Below are 18,618 nucleotides of genomic sequence, written 5' to 3' on the forward strand. Positions count from 1 at the left end.
GGTGTGGCGCCCATCAATCCACCCTGTGATGGGGGTTACATAACGACAACAGTATGCAACTGCGATTGCATTAGATAAAGTGAATTCTCCTAATCAATAACCATTAGAATTCACAAAGGAATAGCAATGCTGGATGTCCGGCGGTTGCGCCTTCTGCGCGAACTGAAAATCCGCGGCACCCTGGCCGAGGTTGCCGAGGCGCTCCAGTACAGCCCCTCCTCGGTGTCCCAGCAGCTGGCCCTCCTGGAAAAGGAGGCCGGCGTCGAACTTCTGCGCAAGACCGGACGGCGCGTCCAGCTCACCCCGCAGGCCGAGGTTCTGGTGGCCCACACGGCCCAGCTCCTGGAAACGCTGGAACAGGCCGAGGCGGATCTGGCAGCCTCGCTGACCACGGTGACGGGCACGGTCCGCATTGCCGTCTTTCAGTCCGCGGCGCTGGCCCTCATGCCCGACGCCCTCACCCGGATGACATCCCGCTATCCAGAAGTGCGGATCGAGATGACCCAGCGCGAGCCCGAGACAGCCCTCCACGAGACGTGGGCGCGGGACTTCGACCTGGTCATCGCCGAGCAGTACCCGGGGCACGCGGCCCCCCGGTACGCCGAACTGGACCGGGTCCGGCTCACCAGCGACGCGATCCGCCTCGCCGTTCCGCCCCCGGCCCCCGGCCGGCCGGCAGTCGGCTCCCTTCCCGACACCGCCGGGCTGGCCTGGGTGATGGAGCCGCGCGGGGCGGCGTCGCGGCACTGGGCCGAGCAGGCCTGCCGCAGCGCAGGGTTCGAACCCGACGTCCGGTTTGAGACGGCCGACCTGCAGGCCCAGATCCGGCTCATCGAATCCGGGAACGCGGTTGCCCTCATGCCGGACCTCGTGTGGACCGGGCGGGGAACCACGTCGCAGCTGATCACCCTGCCGGGCGACCCGCACCGGACCATCTTCACCTCGGTGCGCCGCTCCAGCACCAAACGCCCGGCGATCATGGCGGCCCGGGAGGTCCTGGCCGAGACGGCAGCGTCCATCCCGCCGGCAGGCCCCTGAACCGGCGGGTGTTCGCTGGCTCACAGCGCTTCCGGCGGGCCGGGGCTAGACTGGTCCCGTTATGAATCGCACAATATTCAAGTCCAAGATCCACCGCGCCACGGTCACGCACGCGGACCTCCACTATGTCGGTTCGGTCACCGTGGACCTGGATCTGCTGGAAGCGGCCGACATCCTTCCCGGCGAGCTCGTCTCCATTGTGGACGTCACCAACGGCGCCCGGCTGGAGACCTACACTATCGCCGGCGAGCGCGGTTCCGGGGTCATCGGCATCAACGGCGCCGCCGCGCACCTCATGCACGAGAACGACATCATCATCCTGATCACCTACGCCCAGATGACCACGGATGAAGCGAAGGCCTACAGCCCCAAAGTGGTCCATGTGGACAAGGACAACCGGATTGTCCAGATCGGCAACGACCCCGCGGAAGGCCACACCCCGGGGATCATGCGCCCGCCGTACGCCCTGAACAACGCCACGCTGAACTGACGGCGCCGCCCGGCTTGTCACTGGCCCTGCACCGCAGGCTCCCTCAGCGTCCGCGGAACGCCGTAACAGGCGCCCCCGAGTAATAAACCTGATTACTCTGGGAGGGTGACGCCCTCCCTTCACCTGCGCAGCTTGCCGCGGACCGCCGCGTGCTAGGCGTGCTCGCCGGATTCTTCGTGGTCTGGTGCATCATCCTGGTGGGCATGTTCGTGGGCCGGCGCGGCATCCTGGGCGAGAACGCCCGCTCCGTGCTGAGCGCACTGACGTTCTTCGTGGCCAGCCCGGCCCTCCTCTTCGAGACCCTCAGCAAGGCCAACGTCCACGACGTCTTCGCCGCCCCGCTGCTGGTGGCCGCGGTAGGCGCCGTCGCCACAGCGGCGATTTTCTTCGTCATCGTCCGCTTCCTGCTCAAGCGCCCGCTGCCGGAATCCCTGACATCCTCCATGAGCGCCTCGTTGGCCAATTCAGCCAACCTGGGCATTCCCATCGCCGTCTACGTCCTTGGAGATGCCAGCTATGTGGCGCCGCTGCTGATCTTCCAGCTGGCCTTCTTCACTCCCCTGTTCCTGATGATTCTCGACGCCACCACCAGCACGCACCGGACCACCCCGCTGAGCTTCGTGCTGATGATCCTGCGCAACCCGATGATCGTGGGATCCGGCCTGGGCCTCGCCGTGGCCGCCACCGGGTGGCAGGTGCCCCAACTGGTGATGGAACCCATCCGGCTGATCGGCGGGGCCGCCATTCCGGCCATGCTGCTGGCGTTCGGCATGAGCCTCAACGGCTCCCGCCCGCTGCAGGCCTCCGCCGGGCGCCGGACCGACACCCTGCTGGCCTGCTTCTTCAAGCTCATTGTGCACCCGCTGCTGGCCTACCTTTTCGCCCGCTTCGCCCTGGGGCTGGAGGATCAAGCGCTGTTTGCCGCCGTGGTGACGTCTGCCCTGCCCACCGCGCAAAATGTCTTTGTGATCGCCAGCCGCTACCGGACCGGCCTGGTGGTCGCCAAGGACACCGTCCTCATTACCACCGTGGTCGCTGTGCCTGCACTGACAGTGGTGGCCCTACTCCTCGCCTGAGACCGCCCGGCGTGCCGCATTCCCGTACCAACACCCTCCGGAGGATCCTTTGACAACTCACCTTGACACCGTCGTCGTCGGGGGCGGGGCCATGGGCTCCGCAGCTGCCTGGGCGCTGGCCAGCCGCGGCCGGGACGTGACCCTGCTGGAGCAGTTCAGCCCCGGGCACCTCAACGGCGCCTCCCACGGCGCCACGCGTAATTTCAACCCCGGCTACGCCGACCCGGACTACGTTGCGATGCTGGCGGAGGCTGTCCGCTGGTGGGGTGAGCTGGAGACCGACGGCGGCGAGCAGCTCCTGGCGCGCACCGGCGTCGTGAACCACGGGACCGATCCTCGCCTCAGTGACGTGCAGCGCGCCCTGCACGGCGCCGGGCTGCGGGCTGAATTCCTGGACGCCGCGGAAGCGGCCGATCGCTGGCGCGGCATCCGGTTCGACCAGCAGGTGCTGCACATGCCCGACGGCGGGCAGCTGAACCCCGACGCCGCCCTCCCGGTGATGCAGCGCCTCGCCGCCGGCCGCGGGGCCAACATCCGGCACGGGGTTACGGTGCTTGACGTCGCCGTGGAAGACAGCGGCGTCCGGCTCACCGTGGATGACGGCGGACGGATCGAGGTGCTGGCCGCCCGGCAGGCCGTGGTCACCGCCGGTGCCTGGACCGGGAAACTGCTCGGGGCTCTGGTGGCCCTCCCCCGGCTTACCGTCACGCAGGAGCAACCGGCGCACTTCGCCGTTGCGGATGAAGGGGCGCTCTGGCCCGGCTTTAACCACGTCCCCGGCCCGGGCCCGGAGTTCGCTGACTGGTACTCCCCGGTTTACGGGATGCAGACGCCCGGCGAGGGAATCAAGGCCGGCTGGCACGGCGTGGGCCCGGTGGTGGACCCGGACCGGAGATCGTTTACGCCGGAGCCCACCCAGATGGCCGCACTGCAGCGGTACGCCCGGACCTGGCTGCCGGGCGTGGACGCCGACTCCCTCACCCCCGTCAGCTGCACCTACACCACCACCGTGGACGAAAACTTCATCCTCGACCGGATCGGCCCCCTGGTGATCGGCGCGGGGTTCTCCGGCCACGGGTTCAAATTCACGCCCGTCGTGGGGAGGATCCTTGCCGACCTCGCCACGGGCGAGGGCACCGCGCCGGACATCTTCTCGGCGACCCGCCGCAGGGTCCGCTGACGGTCAGAAGCAACGCGGGGTCAGACCGCGCCGGTCCCGGGCCGCGGCATGGGCCGGATGTGACCCCGCGTTGCGGTGGGCGCCGGTAGGCTGGACCGGACGCAGGACGCCCCCGGGATACCGGGGCATCAGCACGAGGTGGAGAAGACTTGCAGAGGGTGGGAACGCGCGGCACGGCCGGAGCCGGCAGGCCTAGGTCCGGCAGCAGCAGGTCCGGCAGGCTCAGGGGCGGCGTCGACTGGATTTCCGCCGGGCTGGCCGGGCTGATCCTGGTGTCCGCCACGGCCTGCGCCAGCCCCGGCACCGCCCCGGCCGCCGGCCCGACCGCCGTCGAAAGCTCCAGTGAAAGCGCCGCCCCGCCGACTGCCGCTGGGGCCACCCAGAGCGCCGGTGTGCCGGCCGCGGACCAGGCGCAGCCCCCGCAGCCGTCATCTGCCGGCACGGCATTGGAGGTGCTGGCCACCATTCCGGTCAAGGGCCGGGCACCCAAGACAGGCTACTCGCGCGACCAGTTCGGCCAGGCCTGGGCCGACGTCGACCGTAACGGCTGCGACACCCGCAACGACATGCTCCGCCGGGACCTGAGCAGCCTCGCCCTCAAGCCCGGGACCGGGGACTGCGTTGTCCTCTCCGGCATCCTGAACGATCCCTACACCTCAACGCTGATCAACTTCCTCCGCGGCAGCAGCACCAGTGACGCCGTGCAGATCGACCACGTGGTGGCGCTCAGCGACGCGTGGCAGAAGGGCGCCCAGCAGCTTTCCGAGGACCAGCGGCTCTCCTTCGCCAACGATCCGCTGAACCTGCTGGCGGTGGACGGGCCCACAAACCAGCGCAAGAGCGACGGCGACGCCGCCACCTGGCTGCCGCCGAACAAGTCCTTCCGCTGCGAGTACGTGGCCCGCCAGATCTCGGTCAAGGCCGGGTACGGGCTCTGGGTGACCCAGGCCGAACACGACGCGATGGCCCGGGTGCTGGGGGACTGCCCCGACACGGCCGCCCCCACCGCTTCCACTGCCGTGGCAGCGCCGCCAGCCAGGGCCGAACCGCAGCCGGCCCCCGCGCCTCCGCCTGCCCCTGCCCCTGCCCCTGCCCCGAAGGATGCGGCCCCGGCCGCCGTATACTACGCGAACTGCGCCGCCGCCCGTGCCGCGGGAGCCGCGCCGCTCCGGGCCGGCCAGCCGGGTTACCGCGAGCAGATGGACGGCGACCGCGACGGCATCGCCTGCGAATAGCGGACGTCGCGGATCAGTCCGAAGAATCTAGTTCTTCGGCAGCGCGTCCAGCAGCCTGGCGCAGCGGATGAAACCCAGGTGCGAGTACGCCTGCGGGTGGTTCCCCAGGTGCGTCTCGGTGCCCGGGTCGTACTCCTCCGGCAGCAGCCCGGTGGGGCCGAACAGGTTGACCAGCTGGTCGAAGAGGTCCCAGGCCTCCTCGATCCGGCCCACCGCGACGTACGCCTCGATCAGCCAGGTCGTGCAGATGTGAAAGCCGCCCTCCAGGCCCGGCAGCCCGTCGTCGTACCGGTACCGGAACACGGTGGGCCCCACCCGCAGCTCCCGCTCCACCGCCGTGACGGTGTCCAGGAAACGCTGGTCCGCGACGTCCAGCAGACCGGACAGGCCGATGTGCAGCACCGCGGCATCCAGGTCCGGGCTGTCGTAGGCCACCGTGTAGGACTGCGAGCTCTCGTCCCAGCCCTCGCGCAGGACTTCCTCCCGGATGGCCGCTGCGGTGGGCTCCCACTCCGGCCGCGGCTCCCGGCCGTGCCGGGCCGCGGTGCGCAGCGCGCGGTCCAGCGCCACCCAGCACATCACCTTGGTGTAGACGTGGTGCCGGGGCGCCCGCCGCGCCTCCCAGATCCCGTGGTCCGCCTCGTGCCAGCGGGCCAGCACGGCCGCGGCCATCTGGACGATTAGCTCCCAGTGGTCATCGGCGAGCGCCCCCTGCCGCGCGCTCAGGGCATCAATCAGTTCGGCCACGGGCCCGAAGACGTCCAGCTGCACCTGGTGGTCCGCGGCGTTGCCGATTCGCACCGGCCGGGAGCCCGCGTAGCCGGGGAGGCTCTCAATGATGGCCTCGGTGGACAGCGGCGCCCCGGTGACCGAATACAGCGGGTGCAGCCACTCCGGGCCGGGGGCATGGGCCAGGATCCGTCCCAGCCAGGCCAGGAACCCGTCCGCCTCCGCGGTGGAGCCCAGGTCCACCAGCGCATTGACCGTCATGGAGGCGTCCCGCAGCCAGCAGTACCGGTAGTCCCAGTTCCGGGTGCCGCCGATCCCTTCCGGCAGCGAAGTGGTGGGCGCGGCCAGCACGGCTCCGGTGGGCTCGTGGACCAGGGCGCGGAGCACCAGGGCGGAGCGGCGGACCAGGGACGGTTTGACCGCGGGCAGCTGCAGTCCCTGCACCCAGCGCCGCGAATGGTGCGCGACGGCGGCGCGGCGCGAGTTCTCCTCCGGCGGGTCGGAGCGCTGCGGTTCCGTGTCGCCGCAGCGCAGGTTGAGCACCACCGGGCCGTGCCGGAGTTCGACGTCGGCCGTGGCGGTGGCGTGGCGGCCGTCCGAGGTGATGGTGAAGCCGACGCCGGGTGCGAGCAGGATGATCGGGTCCGCGGTGCCCACCACGTGCAGTTCCCCGCCGCGGTCCTCCATGCTGAAGGGCGCGTTGGCGTAGTCCGGGCGGGGCGCGAACACAATCCGCGCCGTTCCCGTGCCGGACAGGACCCGGACCAGGCTGGTGATGCCTTCCGGGGCGGGTTCCAGGTAGTCCGTGACGGTGACGTCGGCCCAGCGGGTTTCCACGATCATAGTGCTGTCCACGTAGCGCTGGCCCAGGACCTGGGACGCCTTCGCAGGTTCCACCGAGAAGTGCCCCGCCGCATCCCCGCCGAGAAGATGGGCGAAGAGGGATCCCGAGTCCGGCAGCGGGTGGCTCATCCAGCAGATCCGGGCGTCCGGCGTAACGAGGGCTGTGGAGGAGCCGTTGCCTATCAGGGAATGCCGTTCCAGGCCGACGGCGTCCTCGCCGAAAAGCCAGGCCCGCCGGAGCTCAAAGAGGACCGCCAGGACGCGGGCAAAGGACTCCGGGTCCCGCAGCCGGTGCGGTGCGACGGTGGGTCCCGGCCCGACGCGCAGGCCCAGGTCCGGCCCGCGCAGGGTGGCCATGGCGGCCTCATCGCTGGAGGCGTCCCCGGCGTAGAGGGCGGCGCTGGCCCCCAGCATGGAGCGCAGGTGCTCCAGGGCGGCGCCCTTCGACGGTTCCACCACGGACAGGTCCAGGACGGAGCCGTCGATGATGAAGTTCAGCCCGTGCGCCCGGGCGATGTCCTCCGCCTGCCGGGTGGCCAGCTCGACGACGTCGGGGGCGGCCGGGCGGGTGTGCACGGACACGGCGACGGGCTTCCGCTCGATCGTGATGCCACGGTAGGCGCCCACGGTTTCGGCGAGCGCCTGGCTGGCCTGCTGCAGCACGGATTCGGTGGCCAGGGACAGGCCGTGGGCAAAACCCATGTCGAACTCGGCGCCGTGCGAGCCAACAAGGTGCACCTCTGCGGGCAGCCGCGAGACGGCCGCCAGGTCGCGCAGGGAACGCCCCGAGATCACGGCCGCGTGGGTGTTCGGCAGGGCAGCCAGGGCGCGCAGCGCAATCGCGGCACTGCCCAGCGGCAGCGTCTCGGTGGAGATGCCTTCCGCGGCGCACAGGGTCCCGCCGTAGTTGCAGGCCACCAGCAGTCCCGGCGTGCGGGCCAGGAGCTTGAGTTCGGCCAGCAGCTGCGGCGTCAGCCCGTCGTCGGCCGCGTCGGTCTGCACAAAGGCGCGGAGCAGGCCCAGCGGCAGAGATTTCGTCAGGAGGGCAGAGTCAGCCAGGGTCTGGTTGAGCGGAGTGGGCATGCGCGGAGTCCTTCGGGTCGTCCCCAATGCCTGCGTGTGGCCGCCCCTGCGGGACGTACTCCCAGTGTTTCCCGGCCCGGTTTCCCATGGGTGTCCCGGCGGTTGCGTCTGTGTAACATCCGCCGGCCCGCCTCCCCCGGCGCCTTAGACGCGGACCAGCCCGGCGGCCTCGGCAAGCAGCTGCACCGACCGCAGCCGCGCCTCGGTTCCGTTGCTCTGGTGCGCGACGATCAGCTCGTCGGCGTCGGCGTGCGCGGCGAATTCGTCAAGGTAGTCCAGCACGGCGTCCGGGGTGCCCACGGCAGAGTACTTCATCATCTGCCCCACGTGCTGGCCCTGCGGCGAGTCCAGGATCATATCCGCCTCATCGTCGCTGAACTCGCGGCCGTTGCCGAAGAACAGCGAGACGCGGGCGCGTTTAGTGGCATGGAACATCTCCTGCGCCTCCGCCGCGGAATCCGCAGCGATCACGTTGGCGCCGGCGATCACGTGCGGGGCGTCCAGCTGCGCGGAGGGCCGGAAATCGCGGCGGTAGAGGGCGACGGCGTCCTGGAGGGCGTTGGGCGCGAAGTGCGAGGCGAAGGCGTACGGCAGGCCCAGCTGCGCGGCGAGCCGGGCGCCGAACAGCGAGGATCCCAGGATGTACAACGGCACGTTGGTGCCCTTGCCGGGGGTGGCCTCCACGCCCGGAATGCGGGTGGGGCCGGTCAGGTAGCCCTGAAGTTCGAGGACGTCCTGCGGGAAACTGTCGGCGGACATCGGGTCGCGGCGCAGGGCGCGCAGCGTGTTCTGGTCACTGCCCGGCGCGCGGCCGAGGCCCAGGTCGATCCGCCCGGGGTGCAGGGTTTCCAGGGTGCCGAACTGCTCGGCGATGGTGAGCGGGGAGTGGTTGGGCAGCATCACACCGCCGGCGCCGAGGCGGATGCTCTCGGTCTGCGCGGCGACGTGGGCGATCAGCACGCTGGTGGCCGAGGAGGCGATCGCGGACATGTTGTGGTGCTCGGCGTACCAGACCCGCCGGTAGCCCAGGGTCTCGGCGAGCTGCGCCATGGCCACGCTGCCCGCCAGGCTCTCTGCCGCCGTCTGGCCCTTGCCGATGGTTGCCAGGTCAAGGATGGAAAGCGGAACAGTCACGGAAAAAGCCGGCCTTTCGTAGCGGAAGTCACTGACGGGCGCCGGCCTCTGGCGGACGCACACTGGTGACAACGACGCCGGGTCCCGGCTTATTTCTGCGCCCGCTGTGGCGTTCCCCATGCACCGGGCGGCATGTCAGGGGGCCAGCGGGTCAGGGGCACGAATAGTTGTAGTCCAGGCCACCGGAAACGTACTGCGTCAGGGCCACGCGGCTGCCGGGGGTAAGCGCCGGCAGGGAGCAGTTCGACTTGGCGCCGTTCAGGGACCGCGCCCCGGCGAGCCAGCTTGGCAGGCCGGCGAGGGGGCTGTCGGCAGGAACCGTGCCGGCGATCTGGCCCCACTGGTAGCCCGTGGAATAGATCCCGACTTTCGCACCGATGCTCTCGAAGTAGTCGGCCATGCCTTCAAGGTCGGCAACGTTCGCGGCCTTGTCCGCCTGCCAGCTGTTTTCCGTCTCCACGTCCAGCCACCACAGGTAGTCCTGCGGATTGTCGATCCCGCGGATCGTGGCGTCGTCATAGGCCTTCGCGTAGCCGTACATGTACGAGCAGGCTTTGAAGTCGCCGGCCCCGCTGCCGCAGACACCGTACGGGTTGTCGACGTCGGCACCGCCGTAGTGGTTCGACGTGGGCCACCACGAGCCCTGCAGGCCCGGGTTGGCAGTGTTGACGTAGAGCGCCACCCGCGGCTGGTCGGTGAGCGCCGGCGTCGGCGCGGTCTCCGCCCACTCAAGCTGCTCAGCCAGGCACGGGTTGGTGGTGTTGGCGAGCCCGTTGTTCACCCCGACAATCGCGAACGCCGGCCGCTTGGGAAGGGTCTTGCCGCACTGCGGCCACGAAACGTCGATGCCGACCGGTTCTGACGTCCGGGGCGGCGCAGCTGACGCCGGCCCTCCGCCCAGCAGGACAAGGCCAAGCGTGATGGCGGCGGAAACCAGCTTCGTCAATACCCGGGTAGCCATACCCCAGCTTACTGCGGGACCCTTGAGGCACCTTGAAGCCCGGCGCGCGCGTCGCCGGAATACCTGGCGGCTGCGGGGGGTTGCCGCCCATGGACCGCTTTTCCATTCACCGCCGGCCGCCTGGCCGGCAGAACAGGAGACTGACATGGCTAACATCCTGATGGTCGTATCCGCCGCTGATTCCCTCACCATGAGGGACGGCAGCGAACACCCCACCGGCTACTGGGCCGAGGAGCTGGTGGTTTCACACCAGACCCTCCGGAACGCCGGCCACACCGTCCACATCGCGACGCCCGGCGGCGCGAAGCCCACGGTGGACCAGGTCAGCCTGGCGGCCGAGTCCGCCGGGGGTGAGGACCGCGCCGACAGCTTCCGCACCTACATCTCCGAGATCGACGCCGAGCTGTCCGCGCCGCTGGCGCTGGCCGACGTCGAGCTCTCCGGCTACGACGCGATCGTTATGCCGGGCGGGCACGGCCCCATGGCAGATCTCTACCGCGATGCCGACCTTGGCAGGCTGCTGACCGCAGCGAACGCCGACGGCAAGGTCATTGCCCCGTTCTGCCACGGCCCGGCCGGGCTGCTGAGCGCCACGGACGACGCCGGAACGTTCGCGTTTGCGGGACGCCGCCTCACCGTTTTCACCAACGAGGAGGAACTGGGCGGCGGCACCGGCCCCAACACGCCGTGGTTCGTGGAGGACCTCCTGAAGGAGAAGGGCGCAGTGGTGGAGAACGCCGCTGCCTGGACCTCCCACGTGGTGCGCGACGGCAACCTGATCAGTGGCCAGAACCCGCAGTCCAGCGAGGCCGTGGCGAAGGAAGTCCTCAACGCCCTCGCCGGCTAACCCCCAGGACCAGAGCGCAGAAAACCGACAGCTTAGCCGGGTCCGGGGTGCCCGGCCCGGCTAAGCTGTCGGCATGGCCATCAAATCCACAGCTGACAAAGTCGCCACCCTCCAGAAGGGGTACACCTTCGAGGGCCCCACGATCGAGTTGGGTGCCGCGATCGTCGACGGCGACGTCCACAAAGACGCCCCGGTCCGGCTGCCGCTGTCCATGATGAACCGCCACGGGCTGGTGGCCGGGGCCACCGGCACCGGCAAGACCGTCACCCTGCACATGATGGCCGAGCAGCTCTCCGCCGCCGGGGTACCGGTCTTCCTGGCGGACATCAAGGGCGACCTGTCCGGCCTGGCCACTGCCGCCACCGGCAGCGAAAAGCTGCTGGCCCGCACGTCCGGGATCGGGCAGGACTGGTCCGGCAAGACGTTCCCGGTGGAATTCCTGGCCCTCGGCGGGGACGGAAACGGCATCCCGGTGCGCGCCACCATCACCTCCTTCGGCCCCATCCTGCTGTCCCGCATCATGGAGCTGAACAACACGCAGGAATCCAGCCTGCAGCTGGTCTTCCACTTCGCGGACAAGAACAACCTTGAACTGATCGACCTGAAGGACCTGCGCGCGGTCATCCAGTTCCTCACGTCGGCGGAAGGCAAGGACGAACTCGAGGCACTCGGCGGCCTGTCGAAGGCGACGGCCGGGGTCATCCTCCGCGAACTCATCACCCTTGAGGCGCAAGGGATGGAGAAGTTCTTTGGCGAACCGGAGTTCGATACCGCCGAGCTGATGCGCAACGCCCCGGACGGCCGCGGTGTAGTCACCTGCCTGGAGCTGCCCACGCTGCAGACCAAGCCGATGCTGTTCTCCACCTTCCTGATGTGGCTCCTGGCCGACCTGTTCGAGGACCTGCCCGAGGCCGGCGACCTCGACAAGCCCAAGCTCGTGTTTTTCCTGGACGAGGCGCACCTGCTGTTCAACGGCGCCTCGAAGGCCTTCCTGGACGCCATCACCACCACCGTGCGGCTGATCCGGTCCAAGGGCGTGGGCATCTTCTTTGTCACCCAGACCCCCAAGGACGTCCCGGCCGAAGTCCTGGGCCAGCTCGCGAACCGGGTGCAGCACGCCCTGCGCGCCTACACGCCGGAGGATGCCAAGGCGCTGAAGGCCACCGTGTCCACCTTCCCCATGAGCGACTATGACCTTGAGGAAACGCTCACGTCCGCCGGGATCGGCGAGGCGGTGGTCACTGTCATGAACGAAAAGGGCGCCCCCACCCCCGTGGCACTGACCCGCCTGCGCGCGCCGGAGTCCCTTATGGGCCCCAGCGCCGACGCCCTCATCCTCAGCACCGTGGCCGGCTCCGCGCTCCTGCCCCGGTACGGCGCCGCCGTCGACAACCATTCCGCCTACGAGAAGATCACCGGGGCGGCCGCCGCCTCCACGGGCGCAGCGGAAACGCCGGCGGCACCGTCCCCCGGCGGCGGCCCGGCCGGCGCCTCCCCGGTGGACGTCGACGCCGAGGCGCGGCGGATCGAGGAGGAAATCCTGGGCCGGCCCAGCACCCGGCCCGCGCCGGCTCCCGCATCTGACGGATCCCGCCGAGCACCGCAGCGCCAGGCACCCCGGCAGCCCCAGCGCCAGTCCGCGGGCGACGGCGGCACGGCCGGGGATCTGGCCGGCGTCCTGAGCGGGGCACTCGGCGGCGGGCTCAAGAGCATGGCCCGCTCGCTGGGGACCCAGCTGGGCCGCGAGCTTCTCCGCGGCGTCTTCGGCAACGCCCCCAAGCGCCGCCGCTAGAACCAGCCCGGACGTCCCCGCCGTCCGTGCGGTCCCTGACACATGGGGCCGCTGTGACAAGGGGATTCCTGAGGGGTGCAGGTAACGTAAGGTACGTGCAAATGAGTCAGGCGTTGGTCAGGACTGCAGCCGGGTGGCTGCTGGTCCTGATGCTCGCCGTGGCCGCGGGCATCGTCGCGATCAACATTGTGAACAACACCATCGCCAGCCCGCAGCAGCCTGTCCGTGAGTATATCGACGCCCTGCAGAAGGGCGAGGGTGAGAAAGCCCTGGGCCTGCTGCGCGCCTCTGTGCCCCAAAGCAGCGCCGCCATGCTGGACGGGACCGCGCTGCAGACGGCCGCCTCCCGCATCAGCGGCCTGAAGTACGGCGAGGCCGAGGACCGCGGCGGAAACCAGGTCATGGTCCCGGTGGACTACACGATTGACGGCAGCGATCTGCGCACCGAGTTCCTGCTGGAAAAGACGGGCACCGAGTGGCTGTTCTTCTCCAAGTGGGCCTTTGTTCCCGCAACCCTGCCCGTCCTGGATGTCACGGTGGTCAACGCCAATGAGGCCACCCTCAACGGGGTGCCGGTGAACATGCCCAACGGCCGCAACTCCTTCGCCGTCTTCTACCCTGGCGAATATGAGGCCTCCCTGACCGGCAGCTACTTCTCCGCCCCGGCCACCAAAGCCACCCTGTCTGCCCGGGACCTCCCGGCCGCCCCGCTGAACCTCTTGACGGAAGCCACCGACGGGCTGAAAGATGCCGTGGGCAGCAAGCTGAAAGAGTTCCTGGATACGTGCGCGGACACGGCCGACAAGCAGCAGAAGCTCCAGCCGGACTGCCCGTTTTATCACACCACCAACAACCGCGTGATCGACGGCACCATCGACTGGAGCATCACGGAGTACCCCACCGTCAGCATTGAGCCCTTCGGCGGGCGCTGGGTGGTGGCGCCACTGAACGGTAAGGCGCAGATCAAGGCCCGCCAGGTGGACCTGTTCACGGGAGCCGTAACGGAGCTGAACGCCGTGCACGATTTCAGCTTCACCACCCGGCTGGACGTCGACGCCGACACCGTCAAGGTCACCCCGCTCCTGAACTACTGACCCCGGGCCGTCGGGCCGCTCCCCCGCAGATGCCAAAAGGCTGCCGTCAGTGACGCCGGGTCACGGACAGCAGCCTTTCGGAGCGTAAGGAATCAGGCGTCAGTCCATTCCGCGCAGGTCCAGCACCAGCTCGGTGTCGCCGTCGGCCTGCAGCAGCACCGGGATGCCCCAGTCCTGCTGGTACAGGTGGCAGGCGGCGTGGTCCGGGATCTCGCCGTCGGCGTCTTCGGGGCCGTCGCAGGCAGCGGCGCGTGCGGTGATGTGCAGGACACCCTCGGGGACCTCGGACGACAGCTCCAGGGTGCGGAGCAGTCCCACGGACGTGCCGCCGCCGGAGACCAGGAGCTCCGGCGGGGTGGAGGAGATCTTCAGCTGGGTGGGGTCGCCCCAGCGGTCGTCCAGCTTCTGGCCCGTCGGCGCGGTGAAGCGGACGGTCAGCTCCAGCAGCCCCGGCGCGACCGGGCTCTTGGGCCGGTGGGTCTGCGAGGCGCCCTCATCCACCTGCTGCGCTTCCTTGGGAATCGGCACGTAGACCAGCTGGTGCTTGTTCGCCTCAACCACCACCAGCAGCGGCTCCGCACCGGCCACCTGCGTGTGGTCGACGATCACGTCGGAGGGTTCGGACAGGCCGCGCGCCAGCGTGGACACCGTGCCCGTGGCAGGGTCGTAGCGCCGGACCGCGCCGTTGTAGGTGTCGGCGATCGCCACGGAGCCGTCCGGCAGGACCGTCACGCCCAGCGGGTGCTGCAGCCGGGCCTCCGACGCCGGCCCGTCACGGAAACCGAAGTCAAACAGGCCCTTGCCGACGGCGGATTCCACGGTGACCGTGCCGCCGTCGGAAATCACAAGCTTGCGCAGCGCCGAAGTTTCGGAGTCCGCCACCCAGATGTTGCCGTCGGCGTCCTCGGCGAGGCCGGAGGACTGGGCGAACCAGGCTTCCTCGGCCGGGCCGTCCAGCAGGCCCTCCAGACCGTTGCCCGCGATGATGGACACGGCGCCCGTCTCCGGGGCGAAGCTGAAGATCTGGTGCACGCCGGCCATCGCCACGACGACGGCGTTCAGCTTGGTGGACCAGACAACGTCCCAGGGGGAGCTGAGGGACACCCGCAACGGGTCCTCCTCCAGCCGGGTGCCGTAGGCGGCGCCTTCCTCGTCCACCCGGGCCGGGCCGGTCTCGAGCAGCCGCTGCACGCCGTTGCCGGCCAGCGTCCGCACGGTCCTGTCAGCGAGCGTCAGCCCGCGCAGGCGGTGGTTCACGGAATCGGCAATCACCACGTCGTAGCCGGCCTTCGCCGCGACGTCCTCCGGGAGCAGCACCAGGCCCTGGGGCTCGTTGAAGCGGGCGACGGCGGCACCGCCGTCGGCGTGGCCCTTCTCACCGGAGCCGTAGGTGGCCAGGACGGTCTGGAAGTCGGTGGAGAGTTCCACCAGCCGGTGGTGCCCGGTGTCGGTAACCAGCCACGAGCCAGCGCCGGTTTCAGCCTCTGAGGAGTCACTGCCGCCGCGTCCGGCGGGAAGGAACAGGGCCTTCCCGGGGAACCGCAGGGTGCCCGACGTCGGCTCCGGCGCCACATAGGGGCCGTCGCCGCGGTGCAGGGTCCCCTTGGCCTCATGCTCGGCGATCAGTTCGGGGATGAGCACGGAGAGGCCGTCGGCGTGGCCCTCGCCGGAGAGGTGCGCCACGATGTAGCCCTCGGGGTCGATGACCACCAGCGTGGGCCACGCACGTGCCGTGTAGGCCTTCCAGGTGTCCAGTTCGGGATCGTCCAGGACCGGGTGGCGGATCTCGTAGCGTTCGACGGCGGCGGCCAGCGCCACAGGGTCGGCCTCGTGCTCGAACTTGGGCGAGTGCACGCCCACGGTCACGAGGACGTCGGAGTACTGCTGTTCCAGCGGGCGTAGCTCGTCCAGGACGTGCAGGCAGTTGATGCAGCAGAAGGTCCAGAAGTCGAGGAGCACGATCTTGCCGCGCAGTGATTCCAGGTCCAGGGACTTGCCGCCGGTGTTGAGCCAGTTGCGGCCCACCAGCTCGGAGGCCCGGACCCGGAGGTGGGTGCGTACGGTTTCGGTCATGAGCGTCCTTCCAGCTTTGAGTTGCGTTCGGCCAGCCGGGCATCGCGTTCGGCCAGCTTGGCAAACATATCGTTGTAAGCAGTCAGATCGGCGTCGTTATTCCTGTCCGCTGCCCGGTCGGTGCGCTTGGACTCGCGCGCATCGGACCGGGACCACTGGACGGCGACGCCGATCGCCACCAGCAGCGTGGGCACTTCGCCGATGCCCCAGGCCACCGCTCCGCCCATCTGCTGGTCCAGCAGGGCCGACGGGCCCCACGTCCGGCCGAGGTTTCCGAAGTAGTCCGCCGCCAGCAGCCCGGTACCGCCCATAATCGCGACGCCGAAAAAGGCGTGGAACCCCATGGTGGCCAGCAGTAGCAGCAACCGCATGGGATACGGTGCGCGCCGGGGCAGCGGGTCGGTGCCGATCATCGTGAGGACGAAGATGTAGCCGGTCAGGGCGAAGTGCAGGTTCATCAGCTCGTGGCCGATGTGGTCCCGCATCGCGTAGCCGAACGCATCCGAGTAGTAGAACAGCACGATCGAGCCAGCGAAGTTAGCGGCTGCGAACAGCGGATGCGTGACCAGCTGGGAGAACTTCGAGTGGATCATGATCAGCAGCCATTCCCGGGGGCCGCGCGAGCTGTCCCGCCGCGGCGTGAGCGCCCGGAGGGCCAGCGTCATGGGGGCGCCCAGGACCAGGAAGATGGGGGCCACCATGGTCAGCGCCATATGGTCCACCATGTGCGCGGAGAAGAGAACGCGGCCATAGACTGCCGGGGGGCCGGAGGTCACATAGGTCAGGACGCCGAGCCCGATCACCCAGTTGATGGTCCGGAACCAGGACCATGAGTCCCCGCGCCGGCGTACCTTCCGCAGGCCCAGGATGTACGCCACCAGGCCGAAGGCCGCGACGGCGACCCAGAGCCAGTCGGGACGCCATTCGGTCAGCCAGCGTTCCGGGGTGAGTTCCGGCGGGAGATCGTAGCCGGAAATGATGAAGGCCGGGGAGGCGTTCGTGACCAGGGCCTCGCCCAGCGGGGGCGCCGAGCGGCCGAGTGCGACGGCGATCCCGGACGTGGCGCCCATGATCAGCAGTTCGGCCAGCACCAGCTGCCAGAGCACGCGGCGGGCGGACAGTCCCCCGCCCTGGCTGCCCAGCTGCGGGATGACCCAGCGCCGGTGCATCAGGCCGATTACGCCGAGGACCAGGGTGGCCGCGGCTTTGGCCAGGACCAGCTGCCCGTATGCCGAGCCCAGGAGGTCGTTCCACGACGTCAGGCGGATGCTGGAATTGATGACGCCGGAAGCGAAGACGAGGATGAAGGCGAAACCGGCCAGCGCGGAAAAGCGCCGGAGCGTGGGCTCGACAACGTCGGAGCGTCCGCCGCCCTTCGCGCCGGACGCTGCTGCGAGCACGCCGGAGAGCAGCGCCAGCGCGATGATGCCGCCTACCCACGCGGAAACGCCCACCAGATGCAGGCCCAGCGAGTTGATGGCGCCTTCGTGGTCGGCGGAGCTTGCGGAGTGTCCGATCAGCGCCGCGGGCACGAGCCCGATGAGGGACAGGATCAGGGTTGCCGCCAGCGCGCCCTGGGACCGGACGCCAAAGAGCGCCGTGGTGACGACGGCGGCAATAATAACGACGGCCAGCCAGGCGCGGCCGGTCTCAATGTCGGTCATAAAGAAGACCAGCGACCGGGTGAACTCCGGGTCCCCCGAGATCCCCTGGCCGGCGATGTCTGAATAGCTCAGCACCAGGACGGCGATCGCGGACAGGGTCCAGGCGACGCCTGCGGCGGCGGCAATGGCCAGTGTCCGGGTAAAGGCTGGATGTTCCGGCTCGTCGCCGGCTTTGGACCGCGAACCTGTGAGGGAGCGGGGCAGGATGCCGACGGCGAAGAGCAGCCCCCCGATCACTGTGGCCAGCGCAATGTTGTGGACGGCCTTGCTGACCGGAAGACCCCACCGGACCAGGGCGCCCGGGTCGGACACCTCACGGGCCGCTGCGGCGCCGGAGAACAGCAGGGCGGCCACAAGCCCGAGGAACAGGGCGGCAAGGCCCGCGAACAGCCACGGCCGGGAGATTCCGCCGGAACGCGCTACGGGGCCGCGCGGGACTCCGCCCGGGGCGGGAGCGGCTGCTGTGGCACGGGGATTTGCTGCGGAAGGCACAGTTCCATTGTCCGCTACGCCCGGCCCGGGCGCCGAATCGGGATGCAGCCGGCAGCAGGTCCTTCGGCGGCCACGAGGGCGGTTAACGAAGAAGGAGCGGCGGCCCAGGGGGCCGCCGCTCCTTTCAAGCGTTCAGAGAAGACTACTTCTTCTTGGAGACCGCAGCCTTCAGCTTGGAGCCGGCGGTCAGCTTGACGCTGTGGCCTGCCGCGATCTGAATGGTCTCGCCGGTCTGCGGGTTGCGGCCGGTGCGAGCTGCACGGTCGGTGCGCTCGACTGCGAGCCAGCCCGGGATGGTGATCTTTTCGCCAGCGGCGACGGAGGTCTCGAAGACCTCGAACATTGCATCCAGCACGGAGTTGACGGCGGCCTGGCTGGTGCCGGCCTTGCCAGCTACCTCTGCAACAAGTTCACTACGGTTCTTAGCCATTTATGTCCTCCTGGACGGTCATGATTCCTGGAGCCTGCACACGGCATGCGTACAAACCACTGTTCGAAAACTTACCAGCTTGGCGCCGCCGAGGTGGCAAATTCCGCGTGTTTTCGGCCTTTTTCGGGGAAAAACCCGCGATTCGGTGCCTTTCGGACCCGTTTTTCGCCGTCAGCGGACGCTCACTCCGTTGCGGCGCCCTCCGCCCCTACGCTCCCTCACATCCTGCGGGCTTCCCGCCGATACTCCCTCACTTACGGTGTGCGTACCGTGGACGCTCCCGCGGGTCGTGCGGGCCCGTCCGGGGCGCTTCCGCTGGTGCGGCGTGGTGGGTGGTTAAATGCGGGAGGACCCCAACCTGGTGGTTGGGGTCCTCGACCTAATGATGTTCCGGCGGTGACCTACTCTCCCACACCCTCCCGGGTGCAGTACCATCGGCGCTGTGGGTCTTAGCTTC

General features: G+C 69.2%; 14 protein-coding genes. 8 read left to right on the plus strand and 6 right to left on the minus strand.

Going from position 1 to position 18,618, the window contains the following annotated elements; genetic code table 11:
• The first annotated feature begins 126 nt into the window (after positions 1 to 126).
• From ACTWQD_RS16060 to ACTWQD_RS16080, 5 genes are all read left to right on the plus strand, one after another.
• Positions 127 to 1,038, plus strand: a complete 912-nt coding sequence (locus ACTWQD_RS16060) for a LysR substrate-binding domain-containing protein (protein ID WP_443197119.1) — start codon at positions 127 to 129, stop codon at positions 1,036 to 1,038.
• 61 nt (positions 1,039 to 1,099) lie between these two features.
• Entirely contained in the window at positions 1,100 to 1,528 is a 429-nt protein-coding gene (gene panD, locus ACTWQD_RS16065; protein WP_443197120.1) for an aspartate 1-decarboxylase, read from the plus strand.
• A 149-nt stretch (positions 1,529 to 1,677) separates the two neighbouring features.
• A complete protein-coding gene (locus tag ACTWQD_RS16070) occupies positions 1,678 to 2,604 on the plus strand; it encodes an AEC family transporter (protein WP_443197121.1) in 927 nt (308 codons plus the stop codon).
• A 49-nt stretch (positions 2,605 to 2,653) separates the two neighbouring features.
• Positions 2,654 to 3,784: an FAD-dependent oxidoreductase gene (locus tag ACTWQD_RS16075; protein WP_443197122.1), complete on the plus strand. Its 1,131-nt coding sequence runs from the start codon at positions 2,654 to 2,656 to the stop codon at positions 3,782 to 3,784.
• A gap of 158 nt (positions 3,785 to 3,942) precedes the next feature.
• The gene (locus ACTWQD_RS16080; protein WP_443197123.1) at positions 3,943 to 5,019 is read left to right on the plus strand and encodes a GmrSD restriction endonuclease domain-containing protein; all 1,077 of its coding nucleotides are present in this window, start codon (positions 3,943 to 3,945) and stop codon (positions 5,017 to 5,019) included.
• A gap of 27 nt (positions 5,020 to 5,046) precedes the next feature.
• Here the strand turns inward: ACTWQD_RS16080 and ACTWQD_RS16085 are convergent, their stop codons facing one another.
• The 3 genes from ACTWQD_RS16085 to ACTWQD_RS16095 all read right to left on the minus strand — a co-directional run bounded on the left by ACTWQD_RS16085 (position 5,047) and on the right by ACTWQD_RS16095 (position 9,769).
• The gene (locus tag ACTWQD_RS16085) at positions 5,047 to 7,674 is read right to left on the minus strand and encodes a trehalase-like domain-containing protein (protein WP_443197124.1); all 2,628 of its coding nucleotides are present in this window, start codon (positions 7,672 to 7,674) and stop codon (positions 5,047 to 5,049) included.
• A 144-nt stretch (positions 7,675 to 7,818) separates the two neighbouring features.
• Positions 7,819 to 8,808, minus strand: coding sequence for an LLM class flavin-dependent oxidoreductase (locus tag ACTWQD_RS16090; RefSeq protein ID WP_443197125.1), 990 nt, complete (start codon positions 8,806 to 8,808; stop codon positions 7,819 to 7,821).
• Between the two features lie 151 nt (positions 8,809 to 8,959).
• Positions 8,960 to 9,769, minus strand: coding sequence for a hypothetical protein (locus tag ACTWQD_RS16095; protein ID WP_443197126.1), 810 nt, complete (start codon positions 9,767 to 9,769; stop codon positions 8,960 to 8,962).
• A 145-nt stretch (positions 9,770 to 9,914) separates the two neighbouring features.
• Here ACTWQD_RS16095 and ACTWQD_RS16100 point away from each other — a divergent pair, with 145 nt between their 5' ends.
• The 3 genes from ACTWQD_RS16100 (at position 9,915) to ACTWQD_RS16110 (ending at position 13,502) form a co-directional block, all read left to right on the plus strand.
• Positions 9,915 to 10,616, plus strand: coding sequence for a type 1 glutamine amidotransferase domain-containing protein (locus ACTWQD_RS16100; protein ID WP_443197127.1), 702 nt, complete (start codon positions 9,915 to 9,917; stop codon positions 10,614 to 10,616).
• Between the two features lie 73 nt (positions 10,617 to 10,689).
• Positions 10,690 to 12,408, plus strand: a complete 1,719-nt coding sequence (locus ACTWQD_RS16105) for a helicase HerA-like domain-containing protein (protein WP_443197128.1) — start codon at positions 10,690 to 10,692, stop codon at positions 12,406 to 12,408.
• 101 nt (positions 12,409 to 12,509) lie between these two features.
• A complete protein-coding gene (locus ACTWQD_RS16110; RefSeq protein ID WP_443197129.1) occupies positions 12,510 to 13,502 on the plus strand; it encodes a hypothetical protein in 993 nt (330 codons plus the stop codon).
• Positions 13,503 to 13,601: 99 nt separating this feature from the next.
• Here the strand turns inward: ACTWQD_RS16110 and ACTWQD_RS16115 are convergent, their stop codons facing one another.
• The 3 genes from ACTWQD_RS16115 to ACTWQD_RS16125 all read right to left on the minus strand — a co-directional run bounded on the left by ACTWQD_RS16115 (position 13,602) and on the right by ACTWQD_RS16125 (position 18,161).
• A complete protein-coding gene (locus ACTWQD_RS16115) occupies positions 13,602 to 15,575 on the minus strand; it encodes an NHL domain-containing thioredoxin family protein (RefSeq protein WP_443197130.1) in 1,974 nt (657 codons plus the stop codon).
• Entirely contained in the window at positions 15,572 to 17,731 is a 2,160-nt protein-coding gene (locus tag ACTWQD_RS16120; RefSeq protein ID WP_443197131.1) for a cytochrome c oxidase assembly protein, read from the minus strand. The genes ACTWQD_RS16115 and ACTWQD_RS16120 overlap by 4 nt, the downstream gene beginning before the upstream one ends.
• A gap of 142 nt (positions 17,732 to 17,873) precedes the next feature.
• Complete coding sequence (locus ACTWQD_RS16125) at positions 17,874 to 18,161, minus strand: HU family DNA-binding protein (RefSeq protein ID WP_066436531.1); 288 nt, start codon at positions 18,159 to 18,161, stop codon at positions 17,874 to 17,876.
• Positions 18,162 to 18,618 lie beyond the last annotated feature (457 nt).

The sequence above is a fragment of the Pseudarthrobacter sp. 1C304 genome, from assembly GCF_052245515.1.
In the GTDB taxonomy this organism is placed as follows: Bacteria; Actinomycetota; Actinomycetes; order Actinomycetales; family Micrococcaceae; genus Arthrobacter.

Bases quoted from the DNA above. Each gene is read 5' to 3' on its own strand.
- ACTWQD_RS16110 (WP_443197129.1), top strand. From the start codon at position 12,510: ATGAGTCAGGCGTTGGTCAGGACTGCAGCCGGGTGGCTGCTGGTCCTG.
- ACTWQD_RS16125 (WP_066436531.1), bottom strand. From the start codon at position 18,161: ATGGCTAAGAACCGTAGTGAACTTGTTGCAGAGGTAGCTGGCAAGGCC.
- ACTWQD_RS16060 (WP_443197119.1), top strand. From the start codon at position 127: ATGCTGGATGTCCGGCGGTTGCGCCTTCTGCGCGAACTGAAAATCCGC.
- ACTWQD_RS16105 (WP_443197128.1), top strand. From the start codon at position 10,690: ATGGCCATCAAATCCACAGCTGACAAAGTCGCCACCCTCCAGAAGGGG.
- ACTWQD_RS16085 (WP_443197124.1), bottom strand. From the start codon at position 7,674: ATGCCCACTCCGCTCAACCAGACCCTGGCTGACTCTGCCCTCCTGACG.
- ACTWQD_RS16115 (WP_443197130.1), bottom strand. From the start codon at position 15,575: ATGACCGAAACCGTACGCACCCACCTCCGGGTCCGGGCCTCCGAGCTG.
- ACTWQD_RS16100 (WP_443197127.1), top strand. From the start codon at position 9,915: ATGGCTAACATCCTGATGGTCGTATCCGCCGCTGATTCCCTCACCATG.
- ACTWQD_RS16095 (WP_443197126.1), bottom strand. From the start codon at position 9,769: ATGGCTACCCGGGTATTGACGAAGCTGGTTTCCGCCGCCATCACGCTT.
- panD (WP_443197120.1), top strand. From the start codon at position 1,100: ATGAATCGCACAATATTCAAGTCCAAGATCCACCGCGCCACGGTCACG.